Consider the following 20,879-nt stretch of genomic DNA (forward strand, 5'->3'; position numbering starts at 1 on the left):
CATTAGATCGTTGAAATTGTTGATTATTGAGTCAGAAAAGCGGCAAAAATAGTTACTATTTGTCTTAATTGGCCAGGACAAGAGTACAAATCAATATCTTGATAGATGGTGTTTTGGTTAAGTTTCCCAAACTGCCATGACGATCCAGTGGTAACTACACCAAATATATCTTGTTCGTTATCTTCTCTCAAGGCAATCATCTCTGGTATTAGCTGAGAAAAGCCTTTTTCCAAATCATCTTTTTTAGCCTCAATCACCGCTATTTTTTTATCTTCAGTAGTAATTAAATAATCTAGTGTTCCCTTCAACCGATCATTAACTTCGATTGAATATTCAATCAGAACCTTGAATTCCAGCCAATCATAAAGTAGGGCAATAACAGGATCGACATATACGCCACGCTTGGCTATCTCAGCACTAAAATAGTAACCTTTAAGGCGTTTAATTAATTTGTGTTTTAAGTCACCGACATTCTGCTCTATTTCTTGGGGCAAAGGTTTGATTTGAATAGTTGTGGAAAACTGTATTTTTTCTAGTTTGTAGCCAAAGTGATTGGCAATATCCAAAGGCTCACAATTGAGTTTAAAATAGTCGCTAAAGGTATAAGATTTATCGGGTATTTTTCTAATCAAAGGTTGCTACCTGTTAACTACTTAAGAGATTTTATTGGTAATCGTAACCAAGAAATTCGTCAATCCTCAATCTAAAGACTACTATTATCACTCGTGCTGTTCGAATTTGATCGCTTTATAGCCATCCGTTTGTTTAATCATGCCGATTTTATCAGCATCTTGATTGATACAGCCCTCTCGTTTGTCTGCGACATACTGACAGACTCGCGCCCAAAGTTTAGTGCGATCGCCTGGCTTCCCAGTACTAAATATTACTTCGCGATCATTTTTGATCTGAACTTGACATACTGGACAAATTTCTATCTTTTCTGACGACATAACTTATCAACCAATACTTGCTCCATCATCATCATAATATTGAAATTGTTACGGATAATACTAAGTCTGAGGTTAATCAAAAATTAAACCCTGTTAAGCAGCTTAAGAGCAACGATACAATTGCAGATAGAGAAGGCATAGTCGCATTAGATTGATGACATATACCACCGACGAACTAATCAAAATACTAGACTGCGAGTTAAAAGAAAACTGGAAAGGGAAACGGATTGTCTTATCATCAGCACAAAGGATTAATGACCCTGTGGTTGCTAAAGCCTTGAATATGGATCAAGTGAACAAAGTCTTTGCTTATCGAGATTTTCGGCATCAGATTCATGAGTATCAACAACAGCATCAAGTCTCAGGGATTATTTGGCGAACCTGTACTTTTAACCAACAAACTATTACCTATCCCGAAATACATAATCAATTGATCCCTATCCCAGGGGATAAAGAGATTTTGCTGGCAGCGCGAACCAAGATTTTGAACTTTTGGTACCAAGTTACTGACAAGATGAATTTTTGGCTAGTTAATGGCAAAGCCGATCATAACGGTAAACACCATCAAAAAATAACCTTTAACTATTTACAGAAGATAGTTAAACAAACCGAATGGGCCGAAATTGATGCCGCCCGCACTGAAATTTATCTTGGTTTATGTTGGGGCAATCCTCAAGAACACCAATATCAGTGGGCAAGACCTAAATCAGGTTGCGATCGCATTATTGCAACTGGATCTGAACCGAGTGCCATCAAGATATAGTAATCTAGATAATCATTACCTCAATCATTAAAATTTGAAGTCGGAAAATTTATGTCACAACAACATGCAGTAGGAGTAATTCAAACTCTAGGTTTTCCTGCTATTTTAGCTGCTGCTGATGCGATGTTAAAAGCTGGTCGCGTTACTTTAGTTTATTTTGACAAAGGGGAAAGTGGCACATTTGTAATTGCCATTCGTGGTCCTATTTCGGAAGTAAAGCCTGCTATGGAAGCAGGACTAATTACTGCCGATAACACCTTCGGCGGAAAAGTAATCACTCACTATACTGTGCCTAATCCTCCAGACAATGTAGTTGCTGTTTTACCGATTGAGTACACTACAGAAGTAGAGCAATATCGCTTCTAGATTATCCTCAGGAGCACAATTTTACCCTCGTAATTCAGCCCTAGCCAAGCTGTGGACTGATAGTGCGAGTTGATTTTAGTTCAAAAATTACCAAAAGCAGCTAAAATTAGAACTCGTAAATGTAATTAAGAATTACTTTTATTGGTATTTGTAATTAGTAGTTTAAGGAGAAATTTTATGCCGTCTCAATCTGCGGTAGGAGCGATCGAAACCAAAGGATTTCCAGGGATACTAGCAGCAGCAGATGCTATGGTAAAAGCAGGCAGAGTAACCTTGGTAGGCTACATCCGTGTCGGTAGTGCACGTTTTACCGTTAATATTCGCGGTGATGTTTCTGAAGTTAAAACCGCTATGGCTGCCGGAATAGACGCTGTAGAACGAGCCGAAGGAGCTACCTTGGAATCTTGGGTAATTATTCCTCGTCCTCATGAAAATGTTTGTGCTGTATTACCGATCGACTATACCGATGAAGTAATGCCTTACTTCGACCGAGTAGAAGGAAGAACATTACCCATTGCACCTAACTAAGTTTAATCATTCTATTTTTCTCAATTATCAATTAAAGATAGTTTCCTTTTTAAAGCTCTAACGTATAGAAAAATGGGAAATTGATAATATTCAATTACTAACCAAATTATGCAAAATAAATGAGCGCAAAAAGTTAGGATCGTCCAAAATAGAGGCAACCAAGATAAAAAGCTACCAGTTACTGGAGGAAACAGGTATGCACCACAAGCGATAATTGCAGTAGGAATGAAAATAAATCCTACTGCAAATACGAAGTATCCCCAACCCATCTCTGTCCCTTCTCTTTGAATTCCTTTCCAAGTTTTGCCATTCCAGTACCAGGTTAAAGGTAACTGACTATCAGCCATCTTCAGTAATTGTTTGTCAAAGTTGGTTATAAAAATATGCTGGCAAAAGTTACAAGAAAAAGTTTCCATCAACGGCATTTCTGAAACTTTACCGTGGCGACATACAGGACAAGAATACTCTCCTTTTAAATGAAAGCGATTAAACTCTGTCAATTCTTTTTGTAGGCGATCAACTCCAGAATATCCTGAGGAATTATTTGAATTAAGAGCGTTAGACATATACTTTAAATGTCGTGATACTTTCCAAGTACTGATTAAATACAAAAAATTATCAGGCTTAAAATTTTGCAGTTGATTGAGATAGAGGTGATAAATTGATTGAATAAATATTATGTGTGATATTTTTTGTTTAACTATCCGACTATTCAAGCAAAATTTTAAGCCAAAGTGCAATTATAGCGAGACAGATTAGACTAATGACTGAATCGATCTAGATTTGATATAAATATCAATATTATTTAGCAAAATATTTTTTTTTTTTGCAGATATTTAAGCAATATTAGGTGGATTTTGTTTTAGCTGCTTAAGTTGCTGTTTGATTAAGTTTGATAGCTGCTCACGCTTGATTTCAATCCCGCGATTAAAATTCTGAGAATCTTCTAAAAAAATAATGCTATCCACTTGCTGTAGTGAAAATAGCCTAAATAAAAGCTGAGCAATCGGAATCGGCATAGCGATTAAATCAGGATTAGTTTCTCTTTGAAAGGTGCGAGCATCCTGCACCGAAACAAAAGCATAAATCACCTTCTTTTCCTGCGATCGTTGGGGATTCGCTATGGTAGTTAAAATCCAATCATGATCTAAATTTTGCAATACATAATATTCTAGGTGTTGTAGTTGACCAGCAAATAGCTCTAAAACTGGAGCGATCGCTTTTTCAATTACTATTGGAGGAAGACCATAATTGGTGGCATCGTTAATTAGTTCCGCTAATTGTTGCTCTAATTCCATGATTAATCAATCTAAGCTTTGGCTTTTTTCTGCTTCTTTTTAGCGGCTTGTTTGGCTCTTTTAGCAGCTTGTTTGGCAGCTTTCAGTTCAGCTTCGGCTTTCTGCCTTGCTTTTTCTTTTTCCTCAGCAATTTTATCTAAATAATAGTGATAATCTCCTGGGTAAATAACTAACTCCCCATCCCGAATTTCGACAATTTTGTTGGCGACTTGGGAAATAAAATAGCGATCGTGGGAAACAATAACCACTGTCCCATCATAGTTTTGTAACGCTTCTTCCAACATTTCTTTGGCGGGAATATCTAAATGATTAGTTGGTTCATCCAGCAACAATAAATTAGCAGGGGTGAGCAGCATTTTTGCTAGTGCCAAACGAGCTTTTTCACCACCACTTAAAGCTTCTACTTGTTTGAAAGCCGTATCTCCACTAAATAAAAACTGACCCAAGAGAGTTCGTACCTGCTCATTTTTCCAGTCAGGAACTTCGTCGTGAATCGTATCCATCACAGTTTTATTTAGATCCAAAGCTTCTGCTTGATTTTGCTCAAAATAGCCAGGAATTACATTGTGTTTACCAATTTCTACTTTTCCTTCGTCAAATTTTTCCATTCCCATGATCATGTGCAATAGAGTAGATTTTCCTGAACCATTTGGTCCTAAAATCGCAATGCGATCGCCTCTTTCAACGGTCAATTCTGCGCCTAAAAACAAAATATCGTTGTTATAGGTATGAACCAAGTCTTCAATCACAACTACTTCTCGACCGCTTCTGGGAGATGGAGGAAAACGAAATTTAAGACTTTTTAAGTTGGCAGCCGGTGCTTCTACTAATTCGACTTTCTCTAATTGCTTTTCTCTACTTTTAGCTTGGGTACTGCGGGTGGCACTGGCACGAAACTTTTCAATAAATTCTTGCTGCTTGGCTAATTCTTTTTGTTGTCTTTCGTAAGTAGCTCCCTGAGCTAAGCGCATTTCTGCTTTTTGCTGTAGATATGCTGAATAATTGCCTGGATAAGTAGTAGAAATGCCCCGTTCTGTCTCGACAATTTTGGTACAGAGACGATCTAAAAATTCACGGTCATGGGAAACTATGACCATTGGTGTATTAATGCCTCGCAGATAATTTTCTAACCACTCAATAGTTTCTAAATCTAAGTGATTTGTTGGCTCATCTAACAGTAATAAATCTGGTTCTTGCAACAGAATTTTACCGAGACTCATTCGCATCTGCCAACCACCACTGAAAGAACTTACCAGTCGCTCTCCATCTTCAGCAGCAAATCCCATCTCTGGTAATATTTTCTCTACTTGGGCATCTAAAGCATAACCATCCAAGGCTTCAAACTTACGCTGTAACTTATCAAGCTTATTAATTAACTTATCTAACTCCTCAGGTTCAGCATCCTCCATATCGTGCTGTACTTGAACCATGTCCTGATGAAGAGAGTTTGCTTCCGTAAAAACTGTCCAAAATTCTTCGTAAACAGTCCGAGTTGGTTCTACTTCAAACTCTTGAGTTAGGTAGGCAATTTTAAGGCTGGCAGGACGAATGACTTCTCCTGAAGTAGCCTCAATTTCGCCGCTAATTATTTTTAGTTGGGTGGATTTTCCTGCACCATTAACCCCAACCAAGCCAACTCTTTCCCCAGGCTTTACTTCCCAAGTAACATTTTTTAGAACCTCGCCCGTGGTGTAAATTTTGCTTATTTGTTCGAGTCGCAACATGCATTATCTCCTATTGAATAACTTTGAAATGTACTAGTATTGCCATCAGAAAGTAGAAAATCAAAAGCTATTAATTCTCAGCTTTTTAATTATTTGGAACTGATAATTTCATTTACACCCACAACTACTAGTACACAATAGTGGATTTTTGTCTATTTTTATTACATTTTCCACATAATATTATATGATTATTAAATAAAAGTATACGCTTGGCTTTTCTAAATTTTCTCAACGTTGATTTTCAAGTTCAACACCACAATGTTTCCTTAACTATGACTAGAGTTATCATCGTTGACGATCAACATACTATTCGAGAGTTTCTCAAAATTAATTTAGCTAATCAACTAGATATACAAGTAGTTGGTTTAGCTGACAGTGGTTCAGCGGCGATCGCTCAAATCAAAGAACATCAACCTGATATTGTGTTGATGGATATAGAAATGCCTGGAGAACTTGATGGTATAGCAGCAACAGAGATAATTACTCAAGAACATCCTGGGATAAAAATACTTTTGTTTACTAGCCAGGATAATCGACAACAACTCGATCTTGCTCTTAAGGCTGGGGCAAGAGGTTATGTCCTTAAAAACAGCAATGTTAAAGATATCGCCGATATTATTCGTTTAACAGAAAAAGGATTTTTTCAAATTGGACCTTTAGTGGGTAATTGGTCTAAATCACCATCCGAAGAGAGTTCTTCAGACATAGAAGCAGTAACCCATGAAATCGCCACGATTATTCCTCAATCTGCTGAAGCTCAACTTGATTCGACCCATTCATCACAGATAAACCAGGTTCTATCTAATCTAACAACTGGTATGTCGCAATTACAAAAAGCGATTCAATCTCAAGAAAACACAATTGTCGATTTAACTAATCAGTATGCCAAGGTGCAGCAAGAAATTAGAACTAAATTGTTGACAGATAATCTAAATAAGGGTCCTTGGGAGACAGTTAGGGGTCTTAATTATAAATCCCGAAGTATATCCAAATATTTGAGTCAAAGCCGACAAAATATTTTGTTTATTAGTAGCTTTTTTTTAGGAGTATTTACTGTCCTGGTTTTGATGTTTCTGATCATGACACTAGGCTCGGTATTATAAAGTCGCTTCTCCTAGTTTGCTCCTGTCAATAGAATTTCATGATCTACCTTCAGCAATTACTCCCAAACAAAATAATAACTTCATCAAAACTTGGTCAAAATTTAAAAAATTGCAAAAACGATCAAAGCAAGTAAAATACTGAGAGGTGTAAAATCATTTTACGGAATATAAACAATTATGAAGCAGAATGGAGTAGCTGTTTGGTTCACGGGATTTAGTGGCGCGGGTAAAAGTACCATTGCTGATGCACTCACTGAAAAGCTGAAATCCGAAGGATATCAACTTGAAGTGTTAGATGGTGATGAAATTAGAGAAAACTTAACTAAAGATCTCGGCTTTTCGAAAGAAGATCGCGATACAAATATTCGCCGAATTGGTTTTGTAGCTAAGCTTTTAGCTCGTAATGGCGTAATTGTTTTAGTTCCTGTTATTTCTCCTTATCGTGCGATTAGAGAAGAAATGAGAGGCAATATTGACAACTTTGTCGAGGTTTTTGTCAACGCGCCTTTATCAGTTTGTGAAGAGCGAGATGTTAAAGGTCTTTATAAGAAAGTCAGAGCAGGAGAAATCAAACAGTTTACTGGTATCGATGATCCTTATGAACCACCTACTAATCCAGAAGTCGAATGTCGGACTGATCTTGAAGAATTGTCAGAAAGCGTAGATAAAATATGCAATAAACTCAAAGATTTAAATTACATATATATATCTTAAGTTGATTTGATTAACCAGAATCAGGCCTATTAGCCACCTTAAATGCCTGATACAACCTGGGTCAAGTTCAAAAAGTCTCGGAAAATCAATTTTTACAGATTAAGCAGTTTGACCCAGCCTTGGCGAATAATCAGGCTCCAAAATTATTTTTTTTCTCTGTTAACTATGGATGGTACTGCTGCTACTGATCAAAATTTGCTATTCGCAGTTGCTCAAATCATCTATCTAGAACATCAACATACCCGTCTCTACGGTGAAGTAATTCAATTATTGCCTCAACGTGGACTATGTTGGTTTAGACCGATGTGCATGACTAAAGGGAATTTTAGTGACCATTTTAATGGTACTAGTTTAAATTTAATTAATTTGAAATCGTGTTCTGATCTGTTGTGGCCCATGATACTATTCCGACCTGCTTTGGATACGGAAGTAGTTTCTTTCGTACATCTATTAAGTGACGACTCTGCCGAATCTTCAGTACAAAAGAAATCTAGTCGACAATACCTAAACAAATTTGTGCAACAAGTTTGGCAAGCCAATAAAGATAAGTTTTCAATCTAAAAAAAGAATTTTTCATCATTATTGTTTCAGGATGAAAACAATAATTTAAGTTTTGTTCTAGTTTTTTACATTTATCTTCTAGTCTAATTGACAGAAAAATCATCTTAGCAAGCTTGTCTAAGCAAATTTCATTTTTAGTAAATTTCATTACCAACTATTTGGTTAAATTAACTCATAATATATCCATCTTAATTGAACGATACTTGTCACAGTTCAGCAAAAGCTAACTAGAACTTCGGTAATTTTCGCGATATGAAAAATTTTAAAATTGAATATAAACTGTAAGGATGATTTATTTCACCTGACTAAAGCTTTTGAAATCAATCAACCATTGATTTTAATTTAGTATGATGCTGATAAGGCATTATTAATTATAAGTAAGCTGAAATACATTTCCATTTAAACGTTTAGTCATACTTCATATTCATATCAAGATTTCGTAAAGTTTATGTCAAGTAGATTATTAAATGTGGATATCCGTGAATTAACGGATTATTCTTGGAACATAAAACTCAATTAGTTTTTTAAGTAATATCTAGAGCGAGAAAAAATCGACATGAGCAGCACAAAAATACGTCCGCAGTTTACTACCTTTCGACCCCAAGGATTTCTGAGTGCCGCTAATGCTTCAGAATTTTTAGAGCGCCTGGCTGTTGAAGTAAAATCTACAGTTGATTCTGCTTTACTAGTAGACATGGAATCCGTGGAGTTCATGGATAGTGCAGGATTAATGGCTTTAATCAAGGCGTTTCGTTTAGCAGAAAGTTTGGGTCTTAGGTTCGGAATTTGTTCTTTGGCTCCCTCTGTACGTATTATGTTTGAACTTACCCAATTAGATAAGGCTTTTGAAATTTTCGCCGATCAGGACGATTTTCAGTCAACAATCGATTAGAGTAATTAGCTAAAACGAGTAAGGGAAATAAGGAAATAGGGAAAAATTGATAAAAATCCCCCAAAACCCTCAATTCCCTAACCCCTGGTTTTTCGTTTCACTGCGTAAATCCTTTCAAATCTCCTTGAGCTGGGTAATATCAGTTATTTAACTTTAGTTGCTTTATTAGCTCCTCGTTCCAAATCTCGCATTTTCTTACCGCGCCAAATTAGCTGCATGGGTGTGCCGGTAAAACCTAGCTGCTTACGAAATTGACGATCTATATAACGACGATAGTTATCATTGAATCGTTTTGGGTCGTTGACAAATAAAGCAATAGTTGGTGGTTGAGTACTTACTTGAGTTCCATAGTAAATTCTGCCTTGTTTCCCCTGACGATTTGTCGGTGGTGAATGCCAGCTAACAGCTTCTTCTAATACTTCGTTAATTACTGAGGTGCTAACGCGACGGCGATGTTCTTCAGCGGCAGTATCTACTAAATCTAATATTTTGGAAATTCTTTGACCAGTAATAGCACTGACAAAGATCATTTCTGCCCAATCCATAAAGTATAAGCGATCCATAATCTGCTTTTTGTATTCATAGATTGTGCCAGAGTCTTTATCTACTGCATCCCATTTATTTAAGACTAAAATAGTTGCTCTACCTTCATCAATAATGCGTGCTGCTAGTTTTAAATCTTGCTCTGTAACACCGTCAAGAATATCAATCACAAACAGTACCACATCAGAACGTCGTATGGCTTTAAATGCTCGATTAATGCTAAAAAACTCTGCGCCGTAATTGACATTTTTCTTGCGACGGATACCTGCTGTATCAATCAGACGATAGGTTCGATCTCCACGGGTGACTATCATATCGATCGCATCTCTAGTTGTGCCAGAAATTGGACTAACAATTGAACGCTGTTCCCCAGTTATGGCATTGAGTAAGCTAGACTTGCCAACGTTAGGACGACCAATAATCGCTACCTTGATTTCGTCACTCTCTACTAGTTCATCTACTGAAGGCAAATGGGTAATTAGTTCATCTAGTAGTTCTCCAGTGCCACTACCATGAATTGCTGAAATTGGGTAAGGCTCACCTAAACCCAATTCCCAAAATTCGGCTGCCTGGCTCATACCCTGTTCTATCGATTCACATTTATTAACTGCTAAAACAACAGGAACAGATTGACGACGTAACCACTCAGCAATTTCACGATCGCCAGCAGTGAGACCTAATTGACCATCTACCAAAAAAATGGCGACAGAAGCCTCGACCAAAGCTGCCATTGCTTGCTGGCGAATCATTGGTAGGAATTCAGTATCATCATCAAAAACCAATCCTCCCGTATCTACCACCTGAAAATCTCGATTCTGCCAAAATGCTGGACGATAAGTGCGATCGCGAGTAATTCCTGGTTCATCGTGGACGATCGCCTGTTTATCTCCGGCTAAACGATTAACAAAGGTAGATTTCCCAACATTGGGTCTACCAATAACAGCAACAATAGGTAATTTCATATCCTGTTAAGACGCTACACATCACGTCCGCAATTTAAATAAACAATGTGAAGAGAATTAGTTTGCTTTGACACAAGTTAATACTCCTTTAATAATAATTGATCTCTATAGCCGACTCAAGGAACTTACGATTAATCGATTCTGTCTAAAGCTATACAATCTGCACTATATTATCGTGGCTAATGAACCGTAATACTATTTTGGGAACTCTTGGGGTTAGCTTACTTCTAATTTTAATTTGGCTCGTTTCTCAAGAAGAAGCTGGTTCTTTACATTCAACTAAAAATAATAATAACTTTGCACCCAGCAAGTTAATTGTCTCCCAAACGGATATGGCAACCAAAACAAATCAAATAGTTAGCGCGAACAATAGTTTTGGGTTTAATTTGTTCTCACAGATTCAGACCCGACAACCCACAGAAAATGTAATGATCTCTCCCAGTAGTATTGCCCTTGCTTTGGCTATGACTCGCAATGGTACTAGTGGCGAAACTCTTAGGGAGATGACTGAAGTTTTGCAGTTCAACCAATTAGAAACTAAGACTATTGACGCTAGTTACTCAAAACTGATTGAAACTCTAAAAACTGCTGACTCTGATGTTCAACTGGCGATCGCTAACTCACTTTGGGTAAACCAAAATATCGCTTTAAAAAAAGAATTCATTGACAATGCCAAGAACTTTTATCAAGCGGAAGTAGCCAATTTAAACTTTGCGAATTCCACAGCCAAAAATACCATTAATAAATGGGTTGCTCAAAATACTGCCAATAAGATTCCTGGTATTATTGATTCTACTTCCCCACAAGATGCCCTGTATTTAATTAACGCTATTTACTTTAAAGGTAGCTGGACTAATAAATTTGATCCCAACTCCACCACAGAACAATCTTTCCAGATCAATCCCAACGTCTCCATCCCGAAAATGATGATGAGTCAAACTGGGAACTATCGCTACTATGCTAATGAACAGTTTCAGGCGGTGAGACTGCCCTATGGAAAGAAAGAAGAATTAAGTATGTATATTTTTCTTCCTAGAGAAACCAATAACTTAGAACAATTTAATCAACAGTTAACGCTGGATAATTGGCAAGAATGGCTCAGTCAAATGCGATCGCAACAGGGAAATATTACTATTCCCCGTTTTAAGCTGGAATATGAAACTGAACTCAAAAATATCTTAGCTAGTTTAGGCCTGAAAAAGATGTTTGATCCTTCTCAGGCAGAATTTTCCCCCCTGACTGATACTCCCGTCGCTGTAGACGAAGTTAAACATAAAACCTTAATTGAAGTTAATGAAGAAGGCACAGAAGCCGCTGGAGTTACCTCTATTGGTATTCGCATCACATCCGCCACTCCAGAAGCACAACCATTTACTATGAATGTCAATCGTCCTTTCTTTTTTGCGATTAGGGATGATGTCACAGAAACAGTACTCTTTATGGGCAATATTGTAGAACCTGGTTGAACTCTCTCTATATCCCTACGGCTGAGATAGATAAAGATGTACCAGGCGATCGCCTGAAAAACACCAATTTCGTTCAGATTGAGTTGTTACTATGTCCGCTAGCGGTCAGACACAGCTAGAAAACTATGTCAAATTTTTAAGTTAATGGTTCTAACCGATTAAATTGAATATTTTCGATTGGTTGAAATCAAAAATATAACGGTATTATCCTAATTAATTTACGGCTATTGGGGAACTCTAGAAAACTAAACATCGAGCTTGATCCGAATTGGGTAAGATATCGACCAGCCAGTTAGGGGGTTTGGACGCTTGTTTGGTTGATCTGGACTTCTCTTAGTAGTTTTTATTCTTATTTGAAGATTACCGATAATATATTGAACCAGCAGAGACAAAAGGATTTAGAGACAACTGTTCTTGAAGGTTTGTATCCCCGTTGTGGCTCGGTTGAGGTCAAATACTACGAAGTAGAACGGAATCGAAAATTTAGCTTTAACTGTCATCGGTGTGGTTATGAAGCTACATATACAGCAAAAGAATTTGCGAGATTATCGGCTCATTGGTTGATAGATTAAAGTCACTTTTTACACCCGCTTCTCAAATTAAATATGATAGAGCAGTTGAAATCAGCATTTGAACAAAAGTGTCTAATTAAGTATGATTCCTAAAAGCCTTTTATTGATTAACGGTGATAATGATTTCAATACTCTAGTTAAGTTTGTTTTAAGATACGATACGAACTGGAATATTTTCACGGCTTTGAATGGGAAAGAAGGAATTTCTAAAGCACAAGTATATCAGCCAGATGTGATTTTACTTGATACATCAATGCCTAAACATGATGGATTAACTGTCTATTCCTTGCTCAAGTCTAATTGGACTACCTGTGCTATACCCGTTATTTTTTTAACAGCTATGGTGGGAATGAAGAAAATAATTACCTTGCGAATTACTGAAAATGCAGAGCTAATTACTAAGCCTTTTAATATTGTCAAACTAAAGAATGAAGTAATTAAGCTGTACGATCAGTATTCAACACTACGTCATTAGTTACTTATAAACTAAATTTCAGTAGGAAAAAAAAGTTTCCTCAAGATTGAATACTCCAGCAAGCAACGATATATTAGCAGCACTATCTCAACCAGAATACCAACGCTTCAGCGATCACTAGTAAATTTCAAAAAGCTGGCATTATTCACTATAAACGTGGTTTGATCAAAATTATTTCTCAAGCGAAGCTAGAAAATGCTGCTTGCGAATGCTATTGGCTGATTGCCCGTGAGTATAATCGCTTATTAAAGTAAGAGCCAGAATTTTGTAAAGTTAAGATGAAGAAAACTACAATTACAACAAGATTTTATGAACAAATTAAAATTTTAAAAAAATTGTGAAATAATAAATTTAAGACTAGATATTCATTATTATTTACCAATTTTAATCAGTGCGTTGCTACCTAACGCGCTTTTTTTTTGGCAATTTTTGCTCATTAATTGCCATATTTAGTGATAAATAAATTGACAGCATTAGGCTCTGGTGTAGACTGAGGACTACCATTCCACTCCGAAGATAGACGTGAATAATCGCTCTAGCTACTGGCAGCTAATTCCTTTTATTAGACCTCAAAGCCTGACTATAACCTTGGCTTTTATTTGTACTCTCTTGTTTACTACTCTCTGGCCAGCTCAAGCTTGGCTAGCAGGAGAAATGACAGAATATATTGGCAAAGGAGATCTTAAGGGTATTGCGGGACTTGCAGGAATTGCGGCAATTATTTTTCTCTCCAAAGGTATTGTTCAATATGGACAAGATTCCCTGATGGCAAAAGCAGCTCTTACTATTGCTTTAAACCTGCGTAAAGTCGTTTATAGTCATTTACAAAAGTTGAGTTTAAATTATTTCGAGGTAGCTAAAACAGGGGATCTAACTTATCGCTTAACAGAGGATATAGATCGCATTGGAGAAGTAATTAACCAGTTTTTCCATGATTTTGTCCCTTGTATTTTGCAGTTAATTGTCGTGTTGGGCTATATGCTGTGGCTAAACTGGCAATTAACTTTAGCAACTTTGGTTTTAGCTCCTCTAATGGCGGTAATTATTGGGGCATTTGGGGAAAAACTTTTGCAGTATTCACGACGGAGTCAAAATCGGATCTCTAATTTATCGGCATTATTAACCGAAGTCTTAGGCGGAATTCGTTTAGTCCAGGCTTTTGCCGCAGAAAGTTATGAACTAGAACGCTTTAGTCAGGAAGCAGAAGGCAATCGTCAGGCAAAATATCAGGCAGAAAAAGCCAAAGCATTTCAGTTTTTGGTAGTAGGTTTTTTGCTAGCAATGAGTGTAGTCTTTATTTTTTTCTTGGGTGGCTGGCAAATTTCCCAGGGCAACCTAACAGGGAAAGAATTTGTTAGTTATCTAGCCGGGGTAGCATTATTAATTGACCCAATTAGCCATATTACTAGTAACTATAATGGCTTTAAAGAAGGACAAGCCTCAGCAGATAAAATTTTTGAGTTAATAGCAATTCAACCAACCGTAATCGAGAAAGATAAGGCGATCGCTCTGGAAGGGGTAACAGGAAAAGTTGAATATAATTCCGTTAGCTTTAGCTACACTACGAACGTACCTGTAATTAACAATCTCAGTTTAGTTGCCAATCCTGGAGAGACAATTGCCCTGGTGGGTTCTTCTGGAGCAGGTAAATCCACCTTAGTTAATTTATTACCCCGTTTTTATAATCTTGATCGGGGGGAAATATTGATTGATGGCGTAAATATTCAAGATGTAACCCTTAAAAGTCTCCGCCAACAAATAGGTATCGTTCCTCAAGAAACTACTCTATTTTCGGGAACGATTGCTCAAAACATAGCCTTTGGCAAAACTGATTATGAATTAAAAGATGTGGAAGCTGCTGCCAAGATTGCTAATGCTCACCAGTTTATTACTGAACTATCCCAAGGCTATTTCACTTATGTGGGGGAAAGGGGTGTCAACCTCTCAGGAGGACAACGGCAAAGAATTGCGATCGCCCGTGCTATTTTGCTCAATCCCCGTATCCTGATTTTAGATGAAGCAACTTCAGCATTAGACTCAGAATCAGAAGCTTTAGTGCAAGAAGCTTTAGAACGAATTATGCAGAAACGCACTGTCTTCGTGATTGCTCATCGTTTAGCCACAGTGCGACGGGCAGACCGAATTTTGGTATTAGAAAAAGGACAAATAGTTGAATCTGGTAATCATCAGGAATTACTACTAGATAAAAATGGTGTTTATGCCAGTTTTTATGCTCGACAATTTCAAGCTGATTGAAAAATACAGTTGCCATCACTCCAGATTGAGGCGATCGCCTCAATTTATCGAAGAACAACAATATCTTCAATCATAAATACCCCTAAAGCAAAACCTTGAAGATTTTGACGGCGATCGCCAACTGTCTTAGTCGAGGTCTGGTTTTTATAAATTGGGGAGAAAACTAAAAAGCCTTTTTTGGACAGATGACTTTTTTGGGCTAAGGTAATGGGAACTGTCGAGATCGCTTGAGAAAAATCGTTAGAATAGGAACATAAGTTCTATTTTCCAGCCTAATGTGTTTGAGGAGAAAGAATTTACTAAATCCAGGGCGATCGCTGAATCAGTCTCTATCGCCAAGAGCCACAATAACAACTGCTATTAAATAGTTTTAAGACAATTATCAGCAGCATCCTGGAGCAAATTGAACTCTGGAGGTGCTACTTTGCATGAAAAAGATCCTAGTTACTGGTTCTAGAGGTCAAGTTGGCAGTGACCTGGTTGCAACCTTGCGACAGCAATATAGAGAGATTCGAGTAGTCGAGAGTGGTCGTCGAAATTTTTCTGACACAATAAACCAAGAATTCATCTATGAAGTTTTGGACGTAACGGATAGTAAACGTCTGAGTAAGATTATCGAACAATATCAGGTAGATACGATTTATCACTTAGCCGGAGTACTGTCAGCAAAAGGTGAGCAGAATCCCCAACTCTGCTGGAATGTCAATGTCAATGGACTGAGGAATATCTTAGAGGCAGCTAGATCTTATCAACTCAAAGTCTTTTGCCCTAGTTCTATTGCTGTATTCGGTGCCAACACTCCTAAATTTCAAACTCCTCAAGTAACGATTGAAAGTCCCTCAACAATTTATGGGATTACTAAAGTTACGGGAGAACTACTCTGCCAATATTATGCCGATCGCTTTGGAGTTGATGTCCGTAGCCTCCGCTTTCCAGGAATTATTAGTTATAAAACCCCTCCAGGAGGAGGTACAACCGATTTTGCGGTGGAGATATTTTATCAAGCTCTTCAGCATGGTCACTACACTTGCTTTGTGCGTCCTGACACTCGCTTGCCGATGATCTATATGCCCGATGCGATCGCCGCAATTCTCCAGCTAATGGAAGTTGAACCAACATCGATAACAGTACGTTCCAGTTACAATCTCGCTGCCATTAGCTTCTCAGCAGCAGAATTAGTTGCTGAAATTCAAAAGTATTTTCCCAATTTTACTTGCGACTATCAACCCGATTTCCGCCAGGCGATCGCCGATACTTGGCCTGCGGTAATTGATGATGCCCAAGCTCGGCAAGATTGGGGATGGCAGCATAGCTACGATTTAACTGCCATTGTTACTGATATGCTCGAACATCTTTCTCTTAAGAGTTCGGAGTTCGGAGTTCTGAATTCGGAGTTTGTATTTAATTAGTTTCGGAGATTAAATCATGTTTGCTACCGCTAATGATAGTTTTCAGTCTATTCTTGATGAAATCCGTCAATCTGGACTTTATAAAGAGGAACGGATTCTGATTTCTCCTCAAAATGCAGCGATCGCAGTTCAGGGAGGTCAAGAAGTCCTTAATTTCTGTGCCAATAACTATCTAGGACTAGCGAATCATCCTGAAGTAATTGCTGCTGCTCAAGAAGGTTTGAGTAAATATGGTTTTGGCTTATCTTCGGTGCGTTTTATCTGTGGTACGCAAAGCATTCACAAGGAATTAGAGGCGAAGATTTCGGCGTTTCTCAGCACGGAAGACACGATTTTGTATAGTTCTTGTTTCGATGCCAATGGTGGACTATTTGAAACAATTTTAGATGATAGATGTGTAGTCTTGAGTGATGCTCTAAATCATGCCAGTATCATTGACGGTATTCGTATGTCTAAAGCTAAGCGGTATCGTTTTGCTCATAGTGACATGGAAGAACTAGAACAGTCACTGCGAGATACACAAACAGCTAAAATTCGCCTGATTGCTACTGATGGAGTATTCAGTATGGATGGGGAGATTGCCAGGTTAGAGACAATCTGCAATCTTGCCGACAAGTATAATGCCCTGGTAATGGTAGATGACAGCCATGGCACTGGCATTTTGGGTGAGACAGGACGAGGTTCAATTGAACATTGTGGAGTAATGGGGCGGTTAGATATTATTACCAGCACCTTAGGCAAAGCTTTGGGAGGTGCTACAGGCGGATTTACTAGCGGACGAAAAGAGATTATTGAATTGTTAAGACAGCGCTCGCGACCTTATTTATTTTCTAACTCTGTCGCCCCAGTGGTAGTTTACACCAGTTTAAAAGTGCTGGATTTATTAAGCCAAAATAGGGAGTTGCGCGATCGCCTACTGGAAAATACAAGCTATTTCCGCCAACAAATGACTAACTGCGGTTTCCAGATTAAACCAGGTATTCATCCCATTGTGCCGATTATGCTCTATGAGGCGCAATTAGCCCAAGATATGGCAAGGGATTTATTAGAAGAGGGAATTTATGTAATTGGCTTTAGCTATCCTGTGGTTCCTTTGGGGCAAGCTCGGATTCGGGTTCAGGTTTCTGCGGCTCATACTCGCGCCCAACTCGATAGCTGTATTGAGGCTTTTTCTCGTGTTGGCAAACAATATGGGGCAATCTAAGATGAAACTTGCAACTTCTAAATCACCTAACTTAGAAAATATCTATCAAGCAGCTGAGATAATCGACAAGCTCGCAGCTAATACCCCTTGTCGTTATTCCCGACAGCTATCAGAAATGACTGGAGCAACGGTAATTCTTAAATATGAAAACCTGCAATATACAGGTTCATTTAAAGAACGTGGTGCTTTAGTTAAATTACTTTCCTTAACAGATACTCAGAGAAAACAGGGAATTATTGCCATGTCAGCAGGTAATCATGCCCAGGCAGTTGCTTATCAGGCGCAACAGTTAGATATTCCCACAACCATTGTCATGCCGACTTTTACACCGAATGTCAAAGTAGAACGCACACGTTCCTTTGGGGCAGAGATCATTTTTCATGGTGAGACCTTAGATGATTCGATTATCTTAGGCAGACAGATTGCCAAAGAACGCAACCTAAATATCGTTCACCCCTATGATGATGAGCAGATTATTGCGGGACAAGGAACGATCGCCTTAGAAATGCTAACAACTCATCCCGATCTAGAAATTCTAATAGTACCCGTTGGTGGAGGGGGCTTAATCGCAGGTAATGCGATCGCTGCAAAAAGCCTTCGTCCTCAGATTAAGCTTATTGGTGTGCAAACTAAGCGTTTTCCTTCTATGGTGCAAGCTTTAAAAGGTGAGCCAATTGTTTGCGGCAGAGCAACGATGGCTGAGGGGATTGCAGTTAAAACCCCAGGGAAACTGACCCTACCGATTATCCGAGAGTTAGTCGATGACCTACTACTGGTAGAAGAAACAGAGATTGAAGAAGCAGTCCAGCTACTACTAGAGAGAGAAAAAACAGTCGTAGAAGGAGCAGGTGCAGCAGGATTAGCAGCTTTAATTAAGTATGAGCAGCGCTTTGCTAAACACAAGGTAGGTATCGTTCTTAGTGGAGGTAACATTGACCTACCTATTTTGACCGAGATTGTGCAACGGAGTATGGTTCGTTCGGGACGCTTGGTGAGATTGGAAGTTGAAATTAGAGATGTGCCTGGAGTTTTGGCAGACGTTACACGTTATATTGGTGAGACTGGTGCCAATATTGTCGAGGTTCATCATCAACGAGAATTTTCTTGTCTGCCCTTGCATTCAGCGGATGTGGAATTGGTCCTAATGACACGAGGACAGGCTCATATACAGCAAATTATAGAAGCTCTAAACAAGGCAGGATATAAAACCCGATTGCGGTCAATTTGTGAGGCAAATTCGGATTTTGTAGACACTTAGTATACACCAGTCCTTGTTTAAACGAGGTACAGTAAACTTTAGAGCTTAAAGCTTAAGGCATAGAGCTTAAAGCTTTTTAAGGTAACAAACGGGAGCGACTCAGAAAACGAACTCCATCAGCACTTTCTAGGGAAAAATCATTTCCTGGACCAGAAGCGACATCAATAATTAGCTGGGTGTGTTTCCAGTATTCGTATTGACTCGCACTTATATAAAAAGGGCATTCTCCAATTTCTCCCAGTAAGACATCCCCGTCACCAATAATCAATTCTCCCTCAGGAAAACACATCGGTGTACTACCGTCACAACAACCTCCAGATTGATGAAACATTAATGAACCATGCTCAGCTTTTAACTGTGCGATTAAAGCTAATGCTGCTTCAGTAGCAATTACTTTGGCGACGTTTTTTGTTGTAGTCATTATTTTTGCCTCAAAAATTAATCCTCATACTGCGCCAAACTAACTTGGCTAATTATTATTCCCAATCGGCGATCGCTCTTTGAGCTATTTCTCTCCAGGGCACATTGTGCTGACGAGCCAAGGTAGCGCAATCTTCATATTCTGGCTGCACATTAATAACTTGCTTATTTTCTTCTGTGCCCCAACTAGCGATCTTAACTCTCACTCTACCGTACTCGGTTTCTACAGATTCTATCTGGCGATTGAGAATACTTCTTTGTTGGTTACGTTCTCGAATTCCCAAGGTAGTAGTCTCGCGAAAAATGATAGTTTTACAGCTGTTGGCTAGTTCAGGAAGACAAACAACCGTTAATAGAATTCCAGTGCGAGATTTTTTCATGCCAATACTCTGAGTAAAGACATCGAGGGCTCCTGCTGCTAGTAGTTCTTCTAAAGTGTAGGCGATCGCTTGAGGGCTGAGGTCATCGATTTGAGTTTCTAAGATTGTAACCGTTTCTTGCTTAAGCATTACCTGTGGCTGTTCTGCTTCTGCATCAATCTTTTCCCCAATCCACAAGCGCAGAGTATTGGGAATTTCCAGGTCTATTGAACCAGCCCCTAAGCCAATTTTTCCTAGTCTCATAGCTGGAGGTTCACCAAAACCAGCTGCTAAAGTAGTAGCGATCGCTGCGCCCGTAGGTGTAACTAGCTCTTTGTTGATCCCATTACTATAAATTGGTACTTCTCTGGTCTCCCAAAGCTTGACTACTGCTGGAACAGGTACAGGCAATTTACCATGAGCAGCCTTGACCGTACCTCCCCCTGTAGGCATCGCTGAACAATATAATTGCTCAAGATTCAACCAGTCTAAGCCGATGCAAGTCCCGACAATATCTACAATCGCATCGGTTGCTCCCACTTCATGAAAATGGACTTTTTCTGGCGGAATACCATGGACTGCGCTTTCGGCGATCGCCAACTGCTTAAATACTTCTAAACTCCATTGTTTAGCTCTGTCTGGTAAAGTTGCAGATTTAATTAAATTTTCAATTTCTGGTAAATGTCTAGCAGGATAATGGGAATGATGATGGCTGGTATCAGTAACCTCGGGTTCGGGTCGTAAATCGACATGAACTTTGGTAGCTGATTGCCCGTTGCGGATAACTTTCTCTGTTCTTAATTGATATTCTGACTCAATACCCAAACTTTTGAGCTGAGTAACTAAATATTGCCAGGGTAGACCATAATCAACCAATGCCCCCAAGCACATATCTCCGGCAATTCCCGTCGGACACTCTAAATAACCAATCTTGCCCATAAAACAAAATCAACAGTATCTTGCTCAACATTGAAACGATCTTAGCTTTTGATAGCTCCAGCATTAAAAAAATTCACTATTATCACTACTAATTGTTCACTATTAATTATTTAGCAT

23 protein-coding genes are annotated in these 20,879 nt (G+C 38.5%); 14 read left to right on the forward strand and 9 right to left on the reverse strand.

Annotated features, from left to right (window positions below):
- Nucleotides 1-23: 23 nt before the first annotated feature.
- Together PLEUR7319_RS0107730 and PLEUR7319_RS0107735 are read right to left on the reverse strand one after the other, a co-directional pair.
- Nucleotides 24-632 (reverse strand): hypothetical protein, encoded by a 609-nt coding sequence (locus PLEUR7319_RS0107730; RefSeq protein ID WP_019504643.1) that lies wholly within the window; start codon nucleotides 630-632, stop codon nucleotides 24-26.
- An 87-nt stretch (nucleotides 633-719) separates the two neighbouring features.
- Complete coding sequence (locus tag PLEUR7319_RS0107735; RefSeq protein ID WP_019504644.1) at nucleotides 720-950, reverse strand: hypothetical protein; 231 nt, start codon at nucleotides 948-950, stop codon at nucleotides 720-722.
- Nucleotides 951-1,104: 154 nt separating this feature from the next.
- Here PLEUR7319_RS0107735 and PLEUR7319_RS0107740 point away from each other — a divergent pair, with 154 nt between their 5' ends.
- The 3 genes from PLEUR7319_RS0107740 to PLEUR7319_RS0107750 all read left to right on the forward strand — a co-directional run bounded on the left by PLEUR7319_RS0107740 (nucleotide 1,105) and on the right by PLEUR7319_RS0107750 (nucleotide 2,607).
- Nucleotides 1,105-1,713, forward strand: a complete 609-nt coding sequence (locus PLEUR7319_RS0107740) for a hypothetical protein (protein WP_019504646.1) — start codon at nucleotides 1,105-1,107, stop codon at nucleotides 1,711-1,713.
- Nucleotides 1,714-1,764: 51 nt separating this feature from the next.
- Nucleotides 1,765-2,079, forward strand: coding sequence for a carbon dioxide-concentrating mechanism protein CcmK (locus tag PLEUR7319_RS0107745; RefSeq protein ID WP_019504647.1), 315 nt, complete (start codon nucleotides 1,765-1,767; stop codon nucleotides 2,077-2,079).
- A gap of 177 nt (nucleotides 2,080-2,256) precedes the next feature.
- Nucleotides 2,257-2,607 carry a carbon dioxide-concentrating mechanism protein CcmK gene (locus PLEUR7319_RS0107750; protein WP_019504648.1) on the forward strand — a complete coding sequence of 117 codons (351 nt, stop codon included), beginning with the start codon at nucleotides 2,257-2,259 and terminating at the stop codon, nucleotides 2,605-2,607.
- 20 nt (nucleotides 2,608-2,627) lie between these two features.
- On the opposite strand, the gene PLEUR7319_RS0107755 is transcribed toward PLEUR7319_RS0107750, so the two are convergent.
- From PLEUR7319_RS0107755 to PLEUR7319_RS0107765, 3 genes are all read right to left on the reverse strand, one after another.
- Nucleotides 2,628-3,107, reverse strand: a complete 480-nt coding sequence (locus PLEUR7319_RS0107755; RefSeq protein ID WP_026102376.1) for a hypothetical protein — start codon at nucleotides 3,105-3,107, stop codon at nucleotides 2,628-2,630.
- 336 nt (nucleotides 3,108-3,443) lie between these two features.
- Nucleotides 3,444-3,905 carry a hypothetical protein gene (locus tag PLEUR7319_RS0107760; protein WP_019504650.1) on the reverse strand — a complete coding sequence of 154 codons (462 nt, stop codon included), beginning with the start codon at nucleotides 3,903-3,905 and terminating at the stop codon, nucleotides 3,444-3,446.
- 11 nt (nucleotides 3,906-3,916) lie between these two features.
- A complete protein-coding gene (locus PLEUR7319_RS0107765; protein WP_019504651.1) occupies nucleotides 3,917-5,629 on the reverse strand; it encodes an ABC-F family ATP-binding cassette domain-containing protein in 1,713 nt (570 codons plus the stop codon).
- A gap of 272 nt (nucleotides 5,630-5,901) precedes the next feature.
- Here PLEUR7319_RS0107765 and PLEUR7319_RS37900 point away from each other — a divergent pair, with 272 nt between their 5' ends.
- From PLEUR7319_RS37900 to PLEUR7319_RS0107785, 4 genes are all read left to right on the forward strand, one after another.
- Entirely contained in the window at nucleotides 5,902-6,732 is an 831-nt protein-coding gene (locus PLEUR7319_RS37900; RefSeq protein ID WP_144054267.1) for a response regulator transcription factor, read from the forward strand.
- Nucleotides 6,733-6,909: 177 nt separating this feature from the next.
- On the forward strand, nucleotides 6,910-7,446 hold the full coding sequence (gene cysC, locus PLEUR7319_RS0107775; protein ID WP_019504653.1) for an adenylyl-sulfate kinase: 537 nt from the start codon (nucleotides 6,910-6,912) through the stop codon (nucleotides 7,444-7,446).
- Between the two features lie 42 nt (nucleotides 7,447-7,488).
- Entirely contained in the window at nucleotides 7,489-8,007 is a 519-nt protein-coding gene (locus PLEUR7319_RS0107780) for a hypothetical protein (protein WP_019504654.1), read from the forward strand.
- 556 nt (nucleotides 8,008-8,563) lie between these two features.
- Nucleotides 8,564-8,899, forward strand: coding sequence for an STAS domain-containing protein (locus PLEUR7319_RS0107785; RefSeq protein ID WP_019504655.1), 336 nt, complete (start codon nucleotides 8,564-8,566; stop codon nucleotides 8,897-8,899).
- 143 nt (nucleotides 8,900-9,042) lie between these two features.
- Here the strand turns inward: PLEUR7319_RS0107785 and der are convergent, their stop codons facing one another.
- Nucleotides 9,043-10,404 (reverse strand): ribosome biogenesis GTPase Der, encoded by a 1,362-nt coding sequence (gene der / locus PLEUR7319_RS0107790; RefSeq protein ID WP_019504656.1) that lies wholly within the window; start codon nucleotides 10,402-10,404, stop codon nucleotides 9,043-9,045.
- Nucleotides 10,405-10,586: 182 nt separating this feature from the next.
- Between der and PLEUR7319_RS0107795 the strand changes: the two genes are divergently transcribed.
- From PLEUR7319_RS0107795 to PLEUR7319_RS0107805, 4 genes are all read left to right on the forward strand, one after another.
- Complete coding sequence (locus PLEUR7319_RS0107795; RefSeq protein ID WP_019504657.1) at nucleotides 10,587-11,870, forward strand: serpin family protein; 1,284 nt, start codon at nucleotides 10,587-10,589, stop codon at nucleotides 11,868-11,870.
- A gap of 374 nt (nucleotides 11,871-12,244) precedes the next feature.
- Nucleotides 12,245-12,442, forward strand: a complete 198-nt coding sequence (locus tag PLEUR7319_RS40550) for a hypothetical protein (protein ID WP_144054268.1) — start codon at nucleotides 12,245-12,247, stop codon at nucleotides 12,440-12,442.
- An 82-nt stretch (nucleotides 12,443-12,524) separates the two neighbouring features.
- The gene (locus tag PLEUR7319_RS0107800; RefSeq protein ID WP_019504658.1) at nucleotides 12,525-12,917 is read left to right on the forward strand and encodes a response regulator; all 393 of its coding nucleotides are present in this window, start codon (nucleotides 12,525-12,527) and stop codon (nucleotides 12,915-12,917) included.
- A 522-nt stretch (nucleotides 12,918-13,439) separates the two neighbouring features.
- The gene (locus tag PLEUR7319_RS0107805) at nucleotides 13,440-15,173 is read left to right on the forward strand and encodes an ABC transporter ATP-binding protein (protein WP_019504659.1); all 1,734 of its coding nucleotides are present in this window, start codon (nucleotides 13,440-13,442) and stop codon (nucleotides 15,171-15,173) included.
- A gap of 44 nt (nucleotides 15,174-15,217) precedes the next feature.
- On the opposite strand, the gene PLEUR7319_RS43430 is transcribed toward PLEUR7319_RS0107805, so the two are convergent.
- Nucleotides 15,218-15,397, reverse strand: coding sequence for a CHASE domain-containing protein (locus PLEUR7319_RS43430; RefSeq protein WP_083892551.1), 180 nt, complete (start codon nucleotides 15,395-15,397; stop codon nucleotides 15,218-15,220).
- Nucleotides 15,398-15,601: 204 nt separating this feature from the next.
- Here PLEUR7319_RS43430 and PLEUR7319_RS0107810 point away from each other — a divergent pair, with 204 nt between their 5' ends.
- The 3 genes from PLEUR7319_RS0107810 to PLEUR7319_RS0107820 are packed head-to-tail and all read left to right on the forward strand — an operon-like array spanning nucleotide 15,602 to nucleotide 19,044.
- Entirely contained in the window at nucleotides 15,602-16,582 is a 981-nt protein-coding gene (locus PLEUR7319_RS0107810) for an NAD-dependent epimerase/dehydratase family protein (protein ID WP_019504660.1), read from the forward strand.
- A 16-nt stretch (nucleotides 16,583-16,598) separates the two neighbouring features.
- Complete coding sequence (gene kbl, locus PLEUR7319_RS0107815) at nucleotides 16,599-17,786, forward strand: glycine C-acetyltransferase (RefSeq protein WP_019504661.1); 1,188 nt, start codon at nucleotides 16,599-16,601, stop codon at nucleotides 17,784-17,786.
- 1 nt (nucleotide 17,787) lies between these two features.
- Nucleotides 17,788-19,044, forward strand: a complete 1,257-nt coding sequence (locus PLEUR7319_RS0107820; protein WP_036798778.1) for a threonine ammonia-lyase — start codon at nucleotides 17,788-17,790, stop codon at nucleotides 19,042-19,044.
- Nucleotides 19,045-19,120: 76 nt separating this feature from the next.
- On the opposite strand, the gene PLEUR7319_RS0107825 is transcribed toward PLEUR7319_RS0107820, so the two are convergent.
- On the reverse strand, nucleotides 19,121-19,465 hold the full coding sequence (locus PLEUR7319_RS0107825) for a DUF779 domain-containing protein (RefSeq protein WP_019504663.1): 345 nt from the start codon (nucleotides 19,463-19,465) through the stop codon (nucleotides 19,121-19,123).
- A gap of 55 nt (nucleotides 19,466-19,520) precedes the next feature.
- Nucleotides 19,521-20,762 (reverse strand): nickel pincer cofactor biosynthesis protein LarC, encoded by a 1,242-nt coding sequence (gene larC / locus PLEUR7319_RS0107830; RefSeq protein ID WP_019504664.1) that lies wholly within the window; start codon nucleotides 20,760-20,762, stop codon nucleotides 19,521-19,523.
- Nucleotides 20,763-20,879: the final 117 nt, after the last annotated feature.

Source organism: Pleurocapsa sp. PCC 7319 (assembly GCF_000332195.1).
GTDB lineage: Bacteria > Cyanobacteriota > Cyanobacteriia > Cyanobacteriales > Xenococcaceae > Waterburya.

What these genes read in the sequence shown, in the direction of transcription:
- PLEUR7319_RS0107735 (WP_019504644.1), bottom strand. Translation starts at nt 950, where the DNA reads ATGTCGTCAGAAAAGATAGAAATTTGTCCAGTATGTCAAGTTCAGATC.
- PLEUR7319_RS0107740 (WP_019504646.1), top strand. Translation starts at nt 1,105, where the DNA reads ATGACATATACCACCGACGAACTAATCAAAATACTAGACTGCGAGTTA.
- PLEUR7319_RS0107745 (WP_019504647.1), top strand. Translation starts at nt 1,765, where the DNA reads ATGTCACAACAACATGCAGTAGGAGTAATTCAAACTCTAGGTTTTCCT.
- PLEUR7319_RS0107750 (WP_019504648.1), top strand. Translation starts at nt 2,257, where the DNA reads ATGCCGTCTCAATCTGCGGTAGGAGCGATCGAAACCAAAGGATTTCCA.
- PLEUR7319_RS0107760 (WP_019504650.1), bottom strand. Translation starts at nt 3,905, where the DNA reads ATGGAATTAGAGCAACAATTAGCGGAACTAATTAACGATGCCACCAAT.
- PLEUR7319_RS0107765 (WP_019504651.1), bottom strand. Translation starts at nt 5,629, where the DNA reads ATGTTGCGACTCGAACAAATAAGCAAAATTTACACCACGGGCGAGGTT.
- PLEUR7319_RS37900 (WP_144054267.1), top strand. Translation starts at nt 5,902, where the DNA reads ATGACTAGAGTTATCATCGTTGACGATCAACATACTATTCGAGAGTTT.
- cysC (WP_019504653.1), top strand. Translation starts at nt 6,910, where the DNA reads ATGAAGCAGAATGGAGTAGCTGTTTGGTTCACGGGATTTAGTGGCGCG.
- PLEUR7319_RS0107780 (WP_019504654.1), top strand. Translation starts at nt 7,489, where the DNA reads ATGCCTGATACAACCTGGGTCAAGTTCAAAAAGTCTCGGAAAATCAAT.
- PLEUR7319_RS0107785 (WP_019504655.1), top strand. Translation starts at nt 8,564, where the DNA reads ATGAGCAGCACAAAAATACGTCCGCAGTTTACTACCTTTCGACCCCAA.
- der (WP_019504656.1), bottom strand. Translation starts at nt 10,404, where the DNA reads ATGAAATTACCTATTGTTGCTGTTATTGGTAGACCCAATGTTGGGAAA.
- PLEUR7319_RS0107795 (WP_019504657.1), top strand. Translation starts at nt 10,587, where the DNA reads ATGAACCGTAATACTATTTTGGGAACTCTTGGGGTTAGCTTACTTCTA.
- PLEUR7319_RS0107800 (WP_019504658.1), top strand. Translation starts at nt 12,525, where the DNA reads ATGATTCCTAAAAGCCTTTTATTGATTAACGGTGATAATGATTTCAAT.
- PLEUR7319_RS0107810 (WP_019504660.1), top strand. Translation starts at nt 15,602, where the DNA reads ATGAAAAAGATCCTAGTTACTGGTTCTAGAGGTCAAGTTGGCAGTGAC.
- kbl (WP_019504661.1), top strand. Translation starts at nt 16,599, where the DNA reads ATGTTTGCTACCGCTAATGATAGTTTTCAGTCTATTCTTGATGAAATC.
- PLEUR7319_RS0107820 (WP_036798778.1), top strand. Translation starts at nt 17,788, where the DNA reads ATGAAACTTGCAACTTCTAAATCACCTAACTTAGAAAATATCTATCAA.
- PLEUR7319_RS0107825 (WP_019504663.1), bottom strand. Translation starts at nt 19,465, where the DNA reads ATGACTACAACAAAAAACGTCGCCAAAGTAATTGCTACTGAAGCAGCA.
- larC (WP_019504664.1), bottom strand. Translation starts at nt 20,762, where the DNA reads ATGGGCAAGATTGGTTATTTAGAGTGTCCGACGGGAATTGCCGGAGAT.